Source organism: Crocosphaera chwakensis CCY0110, from assembly GCF_000169335.1.
In the GTDB taxonomy this organism is placed as follows: Bacteria; Cyanobacteriota; Cyanobacteriia; order Cyanobacteriales; family Microcystaceae; genus Crocosphaera; species Crocosphaera chwakensis.
In genome coordinates, this window is sequence record NZ_AAXW01000011.1 from 15,958 (window position 1) to 33,050 (window position 17,093).

Below are 17,093 nucleotides of genomic sequence, written 5' to 3' on the forward strand. Positions count from 1 at the left end.
TATTTTTAATATGATAGTCTCGCTTCCTGGGATTAAAAAAGTAAACCATGATACAAAATAAGAGAAAAATTCCTGATCTTCCCATAATTTTGTGGCAAATATTTCAACAACTAATAACTGTTCACTGATCTTTGTGGTCAGTAAAGCCAAAAAGCTTTAAGCTAAAGTTTAGTTAAGTTAACGCTATGATAGGATGATTGGCTTAATAGGGTCATAATCCTAGACAACAAAGCTAAAGTCGTAGTAGTGGTTAAAGGTTACTTTTCGGTAAGATTTAACCCAGTACAGACGACATCTAAGGTGTGAGGAGAACTGTGTCAGTCAAAAAAACCCATCCCAAAAATCATACTCAACAGAAGCCTTCTGTGAAGAAAAAGCCTAACGGCCTAAATTGGTTACTCATTAGTTTAGGACTTACTGGTGTTTCTCTAGCATCAGCAGCTGCTGGGGCTTTTATTGCTGTTTCTTTGTCGGCGACTCCTCTACAGCAAAGTTCTTTAACCCCGGAACAAGAAGAAGTATTTAGTAAAGATGAAGCCATTTCTTATAAAAATTTACGGCTTCCTGAATTAAGTCGTCCTGTCAATGTGTTAGTTTTAGGGACGAAAGTTTTAACCTCAGAAGTTGATGAAAAACCCATTGAAGATTTGGGATATCATGCTTTAGTTAACTCCTTCAAAGGTTTGTCGGATACGATGGTATTGGTTAGGTTTGATCCCCTCAGCAATAAACTTAGTCTTCTATCCATTCCCAGAGATACCCAAACCACCATCAATTATGAACTCAAAAAAATTAACGAAGCCAACTATTATGGAGGCCCATCTTTAGCAGCCGAAACTGTCAGCGAATTATTAGGAGGTGTTCCTGTTGATCGCTATGTACGGGTCAATATTCAAGGGGTTGAAAAGGTAATTGATGCTTTGGGAGGCGTTACTGTGTATGTTCCCAAGGATCTGAAATACACCGATCATAGTCAACATCTTTATATTGATCTCAAAGAAGGAGAACAACATTTAGATGGAGCCGAAGCAGTTTCTTTTTTACGGTTTCGCCATGATCGTTATGGTGATATTGGACGGGTACAAAGGCAACAAACGTTTATGAGAGCGTTAGTAGAACAGGCCCTTAAACCTCAAACCTTATTAAGAATGCCCGAAATTTTATCTATTATTAGCTCTTATATTGATACTAACTTAACTGTTGAAGAATTAGTGGCTTTATCTGGTTTTGCCTCTCAAACCAAACGGTCTAACGTGCAAATGTTAATGCTTCCTGGACGATTTAGTGGAGATGGTAAACACGAAATTAGTTATTGGCTACCGAATTCCTATCAAATTAAAAATATGGTAGCGGAATACTTTGATCACGGTCAACCCAGTTTTGAAGTCGAACCGACTAAACCCACTAACCTAAAAATTGCCATTCAAGACAGCACGGAAGACCCTGAAGCGGTACGGCGTATGATAAATTATTTACGGGAGGCTGGTTATCGCCGTATCTTTGTTAGTGATGAGTGGCCTCAAACCTTAGAAACCACTCGTATTGTTGCACAAAGTGGTGATGATCTCGGTGCTGCAACCTTGCGGGCTGATTTAGGGATAGGTGAGGTATTAGTCGAAAGTACAGGAAATTTAGCCTCTGATATTACCATTGTGTTAGGCCAAGATTGGCAAAATTATTTTCCTGATTCTTCAGTTCGTGTTCAAGAAACAACATCCTTTACTACTCAAAATTGATGGAACCAAATACAATTTTAGATTGGATTTTAGGTAGTCTTGCTATCATCATTTTAATAGCAGGAATGATTATGTTATTGGGTGGTGTATCAGGAATGAACAAAAAATGAGAGATAAAATGATACACAATTTATCAAGGCTAAAGCCTTTACTACAAAGCTTTCTATTTTACATTTAATTACACCTATCTACATACTATAAAGCTTATATCTTCCAACCTTAAATAAATTTCTATTATTAATTATTAATTCTTGTCACCCCGTGAAATAGGCATACGCCAACCTGTTCCAAAAGCTTTATCTGTCACTTTTAACACTAAAGGAGATTGTTTACGCTTAAATTCAGCACGAGTGACTAATTTCAATACTTGCTTAACAATATGAGGATCAAATCCTGCCTGACAAATTTCATGAAACGATCGATAATGATTAATATTTAGATTTAAAATGACATCAAGAATTTCATAAGACGGAAGAGAATCTTGATCAAATTGGTTGGGTTTTAATTCAGCACTAGGAGGTTTAATTAAAATATTATTAGGGATAATTTCTTCGTGACGATTTAACCAATGACACAGAGAAAATACACGAGTTTTCGGTACATCGGCAATGACAGCTAAACCGCCATTCATATCACCATATAATGTACAGTAACCTACAGCCATTTCTGATTTATTGCCAGTTGATAATAACAAGTAACCGAATTTATTGGCTAAAGCCATTAATAAGTTACCTCGAATCCTAGCTTGTAAATTTTCTTCAGCAACGCCAAATTCTGTCTCTGAAAACAAAGGATCGAGGACTTGATCGTAGGTTTTCATAACTTCACCAATGGGTAAAATATGATGATTAATCCCTAGATTTTTGACTAATTTTTTAGCATCTTTAATAGAATGATCGGAACTATAAGGAGATGGCATTAATACCCCTAAAACATTTTTTTCTCCTATTGCTTCTGCTGCGATCGCAGCTACTAAAGCGGAGTCAATTCCCCCGCTTAATCCTAAAACAACTTTAGTAAATTGGCATTTTTTAGCATAATCTTTTAGTCCTAATACTAAAGCAGAAAATAGTTCTTCTTCTTCTATTGGGAGTAAATGATTAATAGAGTTTAAAGGTATTTTTTTGTCTTTAGGATCAAATTCAAAAATTTTAAAATCTTCTGTAAAAGCTGTGGCTGCTAAAACAATATTTCCTTTTTCATTCACCACAAAACTATTACCATCAAAAATCAAGTCATCATTTCCTCCAATTTGATTAACATAAATAATCGGAACTTGATAATGATAACTACTTGATTGTAACATCTGTGTTCGTAGTTTTGGTTTATGGAGATGATAGGGAGAAGCAGATAAATTAATAATTAAGTCGATATTAATATTAACTAATTCTTCAATGGGATTCTGTTGATAAGAACGCTTTTGCCAAAACTGTTCATCATTCCATAAATCTTCACAAATAGTAACTCCAATTTTGATAATTTCTTCAGAATTATTATTAAGAGATATTTGAAAAAAATTTAATTCTTTTCCAGGTTCAAAATATCGATATTCATCAAAAACGTCATAAGTGGGTAATAACCATTTATGAAAAACTTGTTTGATTTCTCCATTTTCTAATAAAACAGCACTATTAAAAAGAGGTTTTTCCCCTTTAATAGTTGCTGCATGATTGGGGGTAACAGTACCAACTAAAACAGCTAATTGAGGGGGTAATTGTTTAGCTAATTCTTGTAATTGAATGGTTAAAAATTCGATAAAACTAGGATATAACAAGAGATCACGAGGAGGATAACCACATAAAGAAAGTTCTGGTGTTAATAATAGTCGGACATTTTTTTTTACAGCTTTTTGAGCAGCATCTAGTATTTTTTTTGCATTATTCTCAATATCCCCAATGACGGGATTAAGTTGAGCGATCGCTATTTTCATTATTGTTTATTTTGAGTAAATTGATAGGTCAGAATTTAGAGATTAAGCCGTCTATTTTGGCTTACTTAACCTCTAGTTAATTATTTGAACTGCTGTTGAAATCGATCAATTAATTGGGTAGATAACTGATAATTTTCGCAGGATAAATCGGCTGCTCTAAAATTGAGGTCTTTGAGAACTTTATAATGTTGTAGAGAGGTATCTAAATCAACTAAACCCAAAGTGGGTTTTAATTGTTCAAACCGAGTAGAAAGTAAACTAGAAAAGACACAACCCGTAATATTAAAAGGTTGACGATTTAGATAAGCATAACGTTGTTCTTCTGTCATAACTTTTTGAATATTATTAGGTAAATAAATCAAGCGTTCTATAGCTTGAGATGGGCGTAAAATTCCTCCTTCTGTAAATAAGATATCTTGATGGGTTTCTAATCGCTTGATAGCTTTTTCAGCAGAAAAACAATGAGGTGCAGAATCATCCACAATTAAGGTTCCAGGATTCAGTTTATTAACGTCTAAAATATCAGCAACATTAGTGGCACCGACAATTAAACCCGATTGATACATTTCTGGCGGTACTTCTGTTTTAGACAGAATAAGATGAACATCTCCTTTAAAGTTAAATTGATTAATTATTTCTTGTTTAATTGCCTCTAATTGGTCTAATTTATCGTAAATATCACAAAGTAGAATTTCTTGGGGATGGGGTAGGGTTTTTAACATTAAGCGAAGGGTACTAATCCCCACTGAACCTAACCCTAAAAATCCTATTTTTTCTTGTGAAATGTTACGGTTAGCTTCTCGTAAAATATTTTCGATGGATAATACTACAGTTGCGCTAGTCGTTCCGTGTCCGGTGGTGATTAGGGGTAAATCTTGGCGAGAAGAAATAGCTTGGGTCACAGCTTTTCCGTAATCCGTTGCTGATGGTAACAAACCGGTTAAAGAGACGGTTTTTGCGCCTATTTGTTTAGCCAATTCTAGGGTTTCAATAATTACATTAACCGTATTGTTTTTATTTTCATAGAGTTGATAAAGGAATCGAGGCAAGCACATCAAAGCAATGCGTCCTAATGGGGTTTCTAAGATGGTGCTAATAATAGGAAGATTATCAGAAAATTCTTCGATTAACGTTTGTGGAGTCCAGCCTAATTGCTCCAATTGATTAAAGTCAGGAGTAGGAAAATAAGTTAAAGCAGCAGAGTCAATAGGAGGAATTTTACCCGTTAGTAATAAGGTTAACAAGGAACGATGTTCTACTTTAACAAAGGGAGAAAGCTGTACTTCGGGTTTAGATTGAGTGACTTGATTCATGGGTTGAGATGGTTTAGATTTATTCTCTAAAATTGGGCTAAATTTAGCAACGGTTGGCCGCAAGAATAGGGATTTAACAGAAATATCACAGTTCATGACCATAGAAATTTTTGAGACTAATTGAATGGCTTGTAAAGAATGACCTCCCAAAGTGAAAAAGTTATCATCAATACCAATGCTTTCAACCCCTAACACTTCCGCCCAAATTTCACACAGTTGGGCTTCTATTTCATTTCTGGGGGCGACAAATTCAACCGTATTTTGAATCTGGGGATCGGGTAATTTATGGCGATCAATTTTGCCATTTTTAGTGAGAGGAAGGGCTTTTAATTGAACATAGCTAGAAGGGATCATATAGTCAGGTAATTTTCTCTGTAAAAATTCTCGCCATTGATCGGGTTCTGAGGTGTTTTTTTCCGCGACAATATAAGCAATTAAATGCTCTTCTTTAGCAATAACAACAGCTTGAAAGATGTGGGGATTTTCTAATAACGTGGCTTCAATTTCTCCCAATTCAATGCGAAATCCATGAATTTTCACTTGATTATCTAATCTGTCCAAAAATTCGATGTTACCGTCGGCAAGATAACGAACATTATCCCCTGTTTTATAAAGTCTTTCCTGGGGATTAAAAGGGTTACTAATAAAGCGTTGGGCGGTTAATTCTGGGCGGTTGAGATAGCCTCGCGCAACCCCTGCACCCCCGATATACAATTCTCCTGTAACCCCCATAGGAACAGGTTTTAAGTAGGGATCAAGGATGTACAGTTGGGTGTTATCAATAGGGCGACCAATGGGAACGGTTCCCACGGTTGGGGTTTGAAATTCAATGGGGAATGTGGTGACTCCGACAGTGGTTTCTGTAGGTCCATAATGATTGAATAGACGGCAATTAGGAGCTTTTTGCCGAATTTGGTCAATGAGTCCCCAAGGGGCTGCTTCTCCCCCTAATATGAGTCGCTGACGGGGTAAAAATGACCCTTGAGGATCAGCTGCGAGTAACGCCTGGAGATGGGAGGGGACGATTTTTAGGCAGTCAATGGAATGCTGTTGGAAGTAGTCGCCGAGGGCTTTGGCATTGGCAGCTCTTTCTTGAGAAATGAGATGCAGACATCCTCCAGTTGCAAGGGCGGGAAAGATGCAAGTATGGCCTAAGTCTGCTGCTAGGGTGGAAACTAGGGCAAAGTTGGCATTGATAGGAATATCTAATGCTTTGATGATGCTATGGAGGTAGTTAAGGAGTTGTCGCTGTTCGATGGCTACTCCTTTGGGTTGTCCCGTAGAACCAGAGGTAAAGATAATATAGGCTAGGGTTTCAGGGGTTAGTTGAATTTGAGGATTTTGGTTACTATTTTGGGAAATAGTTTGCCAATCTTTATTTAAATTAATAACTTTATAATTCGGTAAAGATTGGGGAATTATTAGGAATTTTTGTGTGATTAAAATGTCGGCTTTTACTTCTTCTAGGCGTTGTTGTAGTCCAGCAAAAGGTAGGGCGGAATCGATGGGTAAATAAGCTCCTCCTGCTTTCATAATGCCTAACATGGCAATTATCATTTCTAAAGAGCGATCGCCATAAACAGGGATGGGCATATCGGGTTTAATACCTAGTTTTATTAGGTAATGGGCGAGTTGGTTTGCTTTTTCATTGAGTTGTTGATAGGAGAGTTTTTTCTCTTCATAAACAAGGGCAGTATTTTCGGGTGTTTGTTTAACTTGTTGTTCAAACTTTTCTTGAAATGAGGTTAATCTAGGATGTTCAAAATCCGTTTGGTTTAGTTTATTTAGTAATTGATTAATATGATTTTTTTTGATTATTTTTAGGTCTTTTATTTGAGTATTTGGATAAGTTAAAATATTATGTAAAAGGGTTTGAAAATATTCAGCAAACCGTTGAATTTCTTGGAAATTGAAGATACTAGCATCATAATAAAACTGAGTTTTAAGACTATTTTCTTGGAGGAGACAGAAGAGTTTTAGTTTAAAGCGATCGCTACAGATATATTGTTGATATAAACTGATAGTTATTTCATCTCCTTTATACTGTTTTGGATAAGTTTGAAATTCAAACGCTATCGGGGTTATATCGTCTTCATCTCCTAAGTAATAGTCTTGCCAAGGACGATGATTACTAAAGGTTTCGTGGGTTTTAATGAGTAAATTATTTAATGTCGTTGATTCCTCAATTTGACCACAAACAGGGATCAATTTATTAACTAATCCTAAAATATCTTGGAGTTCTTCATAGGTTCTTCCATTGTAGTTTGTGTTAACAATGATATGGTTTTCATTGGTTAATTTTGATATAAAAATTTGCCAACAAGTTAGAAGAAAATTGTCAATAGTAATGTTGTAACTTGTAACAACACTGTTTATTTTTTCGGTAACTTTTTTGTCAATTTCTAGAGTATAAGTTTTAGGGTTAAAAGGGTTTGACGTTTGCTGTTCAAAAGGGAGTTTTAAACTAGCTTTAGGTTGTTGTCTTTCTTGTTGCCAATAATTAAACCCTTCTGTTGCGTCTTCATCTTCTAATAATTCATTTTGCCATTCGGAAAATTGTAAATATTGAATGGGTTCGTCATTATTATCTTTTTGATGATAAATATTATAAATTTCTTGGGTTAAATTTTTGAGGGTTTCTGCATCGCTATTTAATGTAGGTAAACTAATTAATAAAAAATTTTCTGTTTCTGAAACAGTTAATAAAGATGAATAAAATAAGGTTATTTCATTCAGTTTGTTTAACTTCTTTCGATGATCTTTAAAAATATTTTTAATGGTTTGATCGATGGATTGAGTTGGGTTTTTATCTTGTTTCCAATGAAGATAAAAAAAGTCATTTACCACTTGAACAGGTAACTTAATTCCTTGAATATGTTTATAATTAGTTCTCAGGATATCATAACGCTTAATGATACTTTCTAAGGAATTTTGTAAGCGATTAACTTGTAAGTTGCCTTTTATTAAAAGAGCAATTTGTGAACAAAATAGGTTACTCAATGTGGGGTTAATGGGTTGTTGTTTTAACCATACATATTTTTGTTGTGGTGAAAGCCGAAATCCTTGAATAGTTTGATTAGTCATGTTTTTATACTATTGATATTTTAAAAGTTTAAAAGAGTTAAATGCAGAGATATTTTAAGAAATACCTTTCTTACTTGGGTTATCTCTCGTGTAAATTAACTAAATTTCCCATTGCAACAACAATTTTGCGCTTTCCTTGGTAGGGATTTCGACTATGAGCAGTCAACATATTATCTAACATTAAAATATCCCCTTTTTGCCAAGCAAAACTAACCGATAGGTTTTGATAAATTGTTTTAATTTGGTTCATAACTTTATCTTCAATGGGTGAACCATCCCCATAGTAAACATTGCGAGGTAGTCCTTCATAGCCAAAATTAGATAATAAAGATTGACGAATATCAGAATCAAGAAAAGAGATATGATGTAATTGAACTTGATTAAAAAAGACGCATTCTTGAGTCGTAGGATGTTGAATAATAGCGGGAGACACTTTTTTAGTTCTTAACCCATCATTGGGTAGCCATTCCCATTCGATTGTATTTTTCTTGCAGTAACTTTCCACTTGTTTTTTATTATCTGTCTTAAAAAACTCTTGCCAGCTTACATCAAAGTCTTTGCTATAATTACGAACATACATTAACTGTTTTTCTTCTAAGGTTTGTATAATATCACTATCAAGTTTTTGGTAAATTTTTCGACAGTCAACGATGGGTGTTTCCCCACCTTGTTCAGCAGGTTGAACACAGAAAAACCAGATTTTTTGAGGCCAACTATTGAGGTGAGAACTTTCGTTATGAAATAAGATAGCTTTATCAGCAGGATAAGGGGTTGAACCGTAAACTTTATTGCTAATTCCTTCTCTAGGTAAGTCCCCATAATTACCAAATAAATTGGGACAAATAGCTTGAGATAATGTTTCAAAATCAGAAACTTGATTAAAATTAAATCCTCTAAATAAAATTGCCCCGTGTTGTTGTAATTTTTCTTCTAAATAGGGTCGATTATTTTTAGCCCATTCCATGATATCTATATCATTAATATTGGGCTGAATGATTAACGGTAAGGGTTCATTAGGTTTAAATTGTTCCGTTTTAATTAATTGTTTTGAGGATACAACCACAGCTTTAGGTTGAATACGTTTGAATTTTTTAAACTTATTAAGTTTGGCTTTTTCTCGTTGAGATTGTTGTTGGATTTTTTGTTCTTTTTCGGCTTCGCTTTGCATTTCTAGTTCCTCAATGGTTAAGTCTGGGTTGTTAACAATTTTTTGTAAAAGGGTTTGAAAATGGTTGGATAATTGATAAATAGTAGAAGGGTTTAAGATATTACTTTTATACTTCCAAGTGCCTTTAATTCCTTCACTGGTTTCTTCAATGAATAAAACCAGATCAAACCTTGCTTCTCCTTCATAAAGTTGCAGAGGTTTAATGGTTAAACCTGATAATTCTAAGGGCGGGACAGGAGCATTTTGAAACACTAATAAGACTTGGAATAAAGGGGTTTGGTCAAGACTTCTTTCGGGTTGTAAAATTTCGACCAGTTTGGCAAAAGGAAAGTCTTGATGAGCATAAGCTTCTAAGGTAGTTTCCCTAATTTGTGATAGTAATTCTCGAAAACTAGGCTTTCCTGACAAGTCATTTCTTAACAAAATAATATTAATAAAAAAGCCTATTAATACTTCAGTTTCTTTGTGGTTACGGTTAGCAACATCGGTTCCGATGACAATATCATTTTCTTTGGTATGGCGATGCAATAAGACATTTAACGCAGCTAAAATGGTCATAAATAGGGTGACACCTGTTTGCTGTGAAACCTTATTAAGTTGCTGTGATAAGGTAGGGGAAAGGGTAAATGTTTGGGAACCTTTGGATAAGTTTTTATGAGAAATAGTTCCAATTTTTTTGTTGATTTCAGCAAGATTTAAAGTAGGAAAGTTTTCTAATTTTTTTAGCCAGTATTGATATTCTTGTTTTAAAGTTTTCCCTTGTAACCATTGATGTTGCCAATAAGCGAAGTCAGCATATTGTATTGGTAATTCAGGCAAAGGTGAGGGCTGATTTTGGCAAAAAGCATGGTATAAAGTAGAAAGTTCTTTGATAATAACTCCAGTTGACCAAATATCAAAAATAATATGATGCAAGGTAAAAAGTAAAATGTGGCTATTTTCTTCTAATTTAAGTAACTTAGTTCGTAATAAGCTATCTTTTTCTAAGTTAAAAGGTTTTTCGGTTTCTTGGATCGCAATTTCTTTAATTTTTTCCTCTTTTTCTTGCCTAGATACTAACTGTAAGTTTTCTTTGTCTAAAGGAATATAATTTTGAGATTTTATCACTTGAATGGGTTGACCATTATTCGTGTTAAACGTAGTTCTTAGGACTTCATGTCGTCTAACAATTTCATTGATACTCTTTTCTAATGCCTCTTCATTTAATTCTCCTTGTAACTGAATCGCTCCTGACATATTATAAGCATGATTTTCAGGTTCAAGTTGATCTAAAAACCATAATCTTTGTTGAGCAAAGGATAGAGGTAAGGGTTGCTGTCTGGATACTTTTTTAATAATTGGTTTTGCTGTTATATTATGATTATCAATAACTTGACTTAACTGAGCAATTGTAGAAAATTCAAATAGCGATCGCAAAGGTATTTCTACTTTTAATTTTTGTCGAATGCGAGAGATAACTTGAGTGGCTAATAAAGAATGTCCTCCTAAGGCAAAGAAGTCATTATTAATGCCAACTATTACCCCTAAAATTTCTTGCCAGATGCTTACTAATTCTTTTTCTGTAGGAGTGTGAGGGGCAGTAAAAGCTTTATCTGTAAAAGTTTCACGAGGTTCAGGTAAAGCCTTGCGGTCAATCTTTCCATTAGGAGTTAAAGGAAATTCGGCTAAAGAAATAAAGACCAAAGGCATCATATAGTCGGGTAACTTTTTCTTTAAAAAGTCTCTTAAGTTTTCATCAGTAACATTACTTTCTTTTTGCGAAACATAATAAGCCACTAAGGGATTGATTCCTGATGCTTCTTTCTTAGCAACAACTACAGCATTCTTCACCCCTAAATGTTGATTTAACTGGCTTTCTATTTCCCCTAGTTCTATTCTAAATCCTCGTATTTTTACTTGATAGTCGCTTCTGCCGATATATTCTACTTTTCCATTGGGTAAATATTTGGCTATGTCTCCTGTTTTATAGATTTTTTTGCCTGGGTTAAAGGGACTGTTGATAAATCTTTCTTCTGTTAAGTCTCGACGGTTGACATATCCTCTTGCTAACCCATCTCCTCCGATATACAGTTCTCCTGGTATTCCTATCGGTACGGGTTGTAAATGGTTATCTAAGATATAGATTTGAGTATTGTTAATGGGACGACCAATGGTTATGTTATCTTCTGTTTCTATTTTTTCTATCATTGACCAGACGGTGGTTTCTGTTGGTCCATACATATTCCAGAGTTCTTGGCTTTTTGTGAGTAGTTCTTTGACTAAGGTTTTAGATAAGGCTTCTCCACCACAAAGAATTTTGAGGTCTTTCTTTCCTTTCCATCCTGCATCTATTAACATCTGCCAGGTGGCAGGAGTTGCTTGCATCATACTGGCGTTAGATTGGTCTATTTTTTGACTTAAGGCGACTCCATCGATAACGGTTTGTCGACTGACTATGACAACTTTTGCCCCAGTTATTAAGGGTAAGAAAAGTTCTAACCCTGCGATGTCAAAGGAGAGGGTGGTAACTGATAGTAAAATATCGTCAGAGTTGATTCCTGGTTGTTGGGCCATAGACCAAAGAAAGTTAACTATCCCTTGGTGAGATATTTCGACTCCTTTGGGTTTTCCTGTGGAACCGGAGGTGTAGATGATGTAGGCTAAGTCTTGGGGTGTTAGGTGAGGGTGTGGGGTGTAGGGTGTGGGGTGTAGGGTGATTTTATCGATAGCAATAATGGTATATTTTTCCCTGTTCTCTTTCCACACCCAAGACTGGGTTAAAATGACGTTAACTTGACTGTGTTCTAAAATATAATTAATACGTTCTGAAGGATAAGTGGGGTCGATAGGAATATAGGTGCCTCCTGCTTTGAGAATGGCTAGGAGTCCGATAAGCATTTCAATAGAACGTTCGACACAAATAGCGACTAAGTTATTAGGTTTAACCCCTGATTGTTGTAAGTGATAGGCTAATTGATTGGCTTTTTGATTGAGTTGAGAATAGGTTAATTTTTTGTTGTTAAATTCAATGGCAACTCTGTCAGGTGTTTTTTCTGCTTGTGTTTCCAAGAGTTGGTGTAAACAGCTATTTTTAGGATAATTAGCATCGGTTTTATTACATTTGATTAAAAGATTTTGTCTTTCTAATTCTGTTAATAAAGGTACGGTTTGAATACTCTGATTAGGAGAAGAAAGAATATTATTTAAAAGGGTTAAAAAATGACCTACCATTCTTTGGATGGTTTCAGGTTCAAAGAGGTCTGTTTTATATTCAAACATTCCCCGTAACCCTTGGTCTGTCTCTTCCATGTTCAAGGACAAATCAAATTTTGCTGTTGTCCATTCCTTCTCTATCACCTCTACTGATAACCCAGGTAACGAAAGGTTTTCTTTTGCTGTATTCTTCTGTAATGTAAACAGCACTTGAAACAAGGGGGAATGATTCAAATGGCGTGATGGTTGTAATTGTTCAACTAATTTCTCAAAGGGAAAGTCCTGATTTTCATAAGCTTCTAAACAAACTTTTTTAACCCGATTTAATACATCTAAAAAACTAGGATTTTTTGATAAATTGGCACGAAAAACTAAAGTGTTTAAGAAAAAGCCAATTAATGGCTCAACTTCTTGATGACTACGGTTAGCAATGGGAGAACCGATACAAATATCTTCTTGCTGAGTGTAGCGATACAGTAACACAAAAAATGCACTTAATAAGGTCATAAATAGGGTGGCATCCTGTTGCTTTGCTAAGGCATTTAACTGTTCTGTCACCGCAGAAGGCAAGATAAAAGATTCACCAGCCCCGTTAAAGGTTTGGGTGAGGGGACGAGGTTTATCAATAGGCAAGGATAAGGGGGTAATATCGGTAAGTTGCTGTTTCCAGTAGTCCAGTTGTTGGGTCAAAAGTTCCCCCTGAAGGCGTTTTTGTTGCCAGTGGGCGAAATCGGCATATTGAATGGGTAAAACGGGCAGAGGCGAGGGTTTTCCCAGGGAAAAGGCGTAATATAGTTGTTTTAATTCTTCGATAAAAACCCCTTTTGACCAAGCATCGGCCACAATGTGATGGAGGTTAAGGAGTAGTATTTGTTCGTCATCAGTCAAACGCAATAGTTTTAAGCGGATTAACGGACTCTCAGCTAAGTTAAAGGGTGTTTCTTCTTCTTCTTTGCTAAGACGTTCAATTTCAGTGTTGGTATCTTCTGGCGAATGACTCCGTAAATCAATAATAGGAATAGTAACGGTTATATTAGGAATAAGATGGGCTTGGGGTTGTCCTTCAATTTCCCTGAAATTAGTCCGTAAAACTTCGTGACGCTGGACAATCTCGTTAATGCTATCTTCAAGGGCTTTAAAGTTTAGTTTTCCTGTTAATTGCAACGCCCCAGGCAAGTTATAGGCACAACTTTCCGGGTCTAACTGGGTGAGAAACCAGAGTCTAGTTTGCGCGGAAGATAAGGGTATCTCATCGGGGTTGTCTCGTAGGGGGATACCTTGGGGGGATGTGCTGTCTACCCCTTCGTCTTCGAGTAGGTATTCAAACAATTCTAAGTCTTCTGCACGCATTATGCTTGTCCTCCTTGTCGTTTTTGTGCCAGCAGTCTTTGTTTTTCTTCGGGGGATAGGCTGTTTAATTTTTTTAGGGTTTGGGCAATTTTTTCGGTTTGGCCGGGTTTGGGTTCACGGGATACTAGGGTTTGGCTTAAATGGCTGATGGTGGGGTCATCAAACAAGTCTCTTAGGGTAATTTCAGCTCGAAAGGTTTGACGAATACGGGAAATGAGTTGAGTGGCTAATAAAGAATGTCCCCCTAAGTCAAAAAAGCTATGATTGACTCCTACTTTTTCTAAAGAGAGCAAATCTTGCCAAATATTGCATAAAATCTCCTCTATAGCAGTTTTAGGCGCAATATAATTTGTTTGAGAATTGCTTGTGTCAGGTGAAGGCAATGCTTTATAGTTAATTTTGCCGTTGGGGGTTAAGGGGAAGGTATCTAACCAAAGGAAATGGCTAGGAATCATGAAATCAGATAGTTTTTGAGCTAAAAAGTGGTTTAATATTTCATTTTCTGGTTTTTCCTCCTCTGAACTGATAAGATACGCCACTAAACGAGGGTTTCCTGGAGATGCTTCCCAAGATGTAACAACGGCTTCTTGTATCTGGGGATGTTGTCTTAGGGTTCCTTCGACTTCCCCTAACTCAATACGAAAACCTCTGATTTTAATCTGGCGATCGCTTCTTCCTAAAAATTCAATAGTCCCATCGGGAAAATATCGGGCTAAATCCCCCGTTTTATACAATTTTGTTTGTTTATCAAAGGGATTCTCAATAAATCGTTCTTCAGTTAATTCTGGCTGGTTTAGATATCCCCTAGATAGGTTATCCCCACCGATATAAAGTTCTCCTGTTACCCCAATAGGAACTGGTTGCAAGTATCTATCTAAGATGTACATCTGGGTGTTAGGAAGGGGAGTCCCCAAAGGAACCGTGTTCAAGTCGCTGACGGGTTCATCTGAGGTAACAGAATAGGTTAACACTCCGATGGTTGTTTCTGTGGGGCCGTAATGGTTATAAATACAGCAATCTGGAGCATATTGTTTGATTTTTTTGATTAATTGCCAGTTGGATGCTTCTCCCCCTAAAATTAACCGTTTTTTGGGTAAAATCTTCTCAGGATGCTTAGCAGCAATTAATAGGGTAGATAGGTGCGATGGAACAATTTTTAAGCAGTCGATAGGATGATGATCACAGTATTCGGCGAACCCTTCTGCATCCATGATTCTATCTTGGGAGATAATATGGACACAGCCTCCCGTACACAATGGGGGAAAAATAACCGTATTGCCTAAATCGGCTGCAAAACTAGATACATTAGCAAAATGACTCTCTGGGGGAAGGTCTAGCTTGTCTTGAATCCCATAGACGTAATTATACAGTTGTTTATGTTCTACTCCAACCCCTTTGGGTTTTCCTGTTGAACCTGACGTATAGATCACATAAACTAAGTTATCGGCAGCAACGGGAATATTGGGATTTTCGGTAGATTCTTGGGCAATGTTATCCTGTTCTTGGTCTAAATTAAGGATAGTTAAAGAAAGATCAGCTAAATTTAACTTTAAATGATTCTGGGTAATAATTAAACTCGCTTGTGCATCTTCTACGCGCAATTTAAGAGCTTCTAAGGGCAAGGTTGCATCTAGAGGGAGGTAAGCACCCCCTGCTTTGAGAATAGCTAACATTCCTACGATAAAGTCCACGGAACGCTCAACCAATAGGGGAACAATGCAATCGGGTTTGACTCCTTTTTTGATGAGATAATGGGCGAGTTGATTAGATTTTTGATTTAATTCTTCATAGGTTAATGACTGGTTTTCGTCAATAAGGGCTAGGTGTTCTGGTTTCTGTATTGCTTGTTTTTCAAATTGCTGATAAACTAAGTTTTTAATAGAATATTTAAGGCTATTTTGGTTAAATTTATTTAAAATATTCTCTTTATCTTCTTCACTGAGAATATTTAATTGATTGATGGGAGAACTAGCTTTGACGATAATGTCGTTTAATAAGATTTTGTATTGATTACAGAGCTTTTTAATCGTTTTACTATCAAATTTATAATTATCGTAAGCTAAAAACAGTTTTAAATTACTATCTTGATATTGAACGACTAATTTAAGTATAAAGGGTTCAATAACACTTGTTTTGTCAATGAGAGAAAAAGAAACATCACTAACTTTATTTTCTGGTGGATACTCATACCATTCAAAACTATAGGATAAAATTGTTTGATTAATATTCTTTTCTTTTTCTTGAAAATTATCCCAAGTAAAATAATCTTGCCATTTCTTATTTTCTGAATCATTTAGTTGATTAAGTTCCAGTATTTCCAAAAAAATTGATGTTTCGTTTAACTCAATTTTATTCGGTAAATATTTAGTAAATAAACCAATACCTTGCTCCAATTCTTCGTAACTACGCCCCTGAGTTTGCCTACCGAAGAAAAAAGATGCTTTTCCAGTTATTTTATAGATAAATGTTATAAAACTACTATAAAAGAAGTTTTCTAAAGAAATATCATAGCTATCTACAAATTTTTTTATCTTATCCCAGAGTTCAGATGATAGCTCAATTCTCTCTAACTGGGGAGTAAAGTCAAAACTTTGTTGATTATACTCTTCAATTACTAAGGAAGGATTTGCTTCATATTGCTCTCCTTTTTCGCGCCAAAAGGATCGAGCGATCGCTCCTTCTTCATCTTCTAACAGTTCATGAAACCATTCAGCAATATCAGCATATTGTATCTCAACTTCTGGTAATTTTTTATTTGTCTCATAATGCTGATAAGCTTCTACAATTTCCTGAATAAAGATATTAAAAGAATGACTATCTCCACATAAAGCAGATAGGCGAATTAGTAAGCAAAACTTATCATCTAATAATCTAACTAACTTAAACTTAATAGGAGGAGCTTTATCAAAGTTAAATGGTATTTGAGCAAACTGGCTTTGTATAATATTTAGACGTTTAAACCCTTTATTATGATCAGTTTCTCTTAAATCTTCTTCTTGCCAGTCTAACTTAGATATCGTTAATATCTGCTGAAAAGGAATATTCATTCCTGGTAAACAAGGGAAGATTGTCCGTAAAATTTCGTGACGCTCCATGACCTTATAAATTGCCATTTTTAAGCGTTCAATATCAAGATTACCTTTAATACTTAGGGAACCATTGACTTGATATTGATAGCTAAATTCTAATCCTTGTAATAACCAAGTTCTTTCTTGCTGGGGGGATAGACGAAATCCCTCATTCATATCTGTTGATAAAGATGTTTCAAAGTCTGTCATAATTCTCGTTCCTCAGTCTCAATAGAGAATAACATAGTTAAG

General features: G+C 35.6%; 6 protein-coding genes. 2 read left to right on the top strand and 4 right to left on the bottom strand.

The genetic code is table 11. The annotated features are described in order from the left end of the window. The first annotated feature begins 314 nt into the window (after nucleotides 1–314). Together CY0110_RS08960 and CY0110_RS08965 are read left to right on the top strand one after the other, a co-directional pair. Nucleotides 315–1,736: an LCP family protein gene (locus CY0110_RS08960; RefSeq protein ID WP_008275086.1), complete on the top strand. Its 1,422-nt coding sequence runs from the start codon at nucleotides 315–317 to the stop codon at nucleotides 1,734–1,736. After that, entirely contained in the window at nucleotides 1,736–1,846 is a 111-nt protein-coding gene (locus CY0110_RS08965; RefSeq protein WP_008275087.1) for a hypothetical protein, read from the top strand. Before CY0110_RS08960 ends, CY0110_RS08965 begins: the two co-directional genes overlap by 1 nt. A 134-nt stretch (nucleotides 1,847–1,980) precedes the next feature. On the opposite strand, the gene CY0110_RS08970 is transcribed toward CY0110_RS08965, so the two are convergent. The 4 genes from CY0110_RS08970 to CY0110_RS08985 form a co-directional block, all read right to left on the bottom strand. Then, on the bottom strand, nucleotides 1,981–3,666 hold the full coding sequence (locus tag CY0110_RS08970; protein ID WP_008275088.1) for an NAD+ synthase: 1,686 nt from the start codon (nucleotides 3,664–3,666) through the stop codon (nucleotides 1,981–1,983). An 80-nt stretch (nucleotides 3,667–3,746) separates the two neighbouring features. Continuing rightward, nucleotides 3,747–8,063, bottom strand: coding sequence for a non-ribosomal peptide synthetase (locus CY0110_RS08975; protein WP_008275089.1), 4,317 nt, complete (start codon nucleotides 8,061–8,063; stop codon nucleotides 3,747–3,749). A gap of 79 nt (nucleotides 8,064–8,142) precedes the next feature. After that, complete coding sequence (locus tag CY0110_RS08980) at nucleotides 8,143–13,773, bottom strand: non-ribosomal peptide synthetase (RefSeq protein ID WP_008275090.1); 5,631 nt, start codon at nucleotides 13,771–13,773, stop codon at nucleotides 8,143–8,145. Further along, entirely contained in the window at nucleotides 13,773–17,051 is a 3,279-nt protein-coding gene (locus CY0110_RS08985) for a non-ribosomal peptide synthetase (RefSeq protein WP_008275091.1), read from the bottom strand. Before CY0110_RS08985 ends, CY0110_RS08980 begins: the two co-directional genes overlap by 1 nt. Between the last annotated feature and the right edge of the window lie 42 nt (nucleotides 17,052–17,093).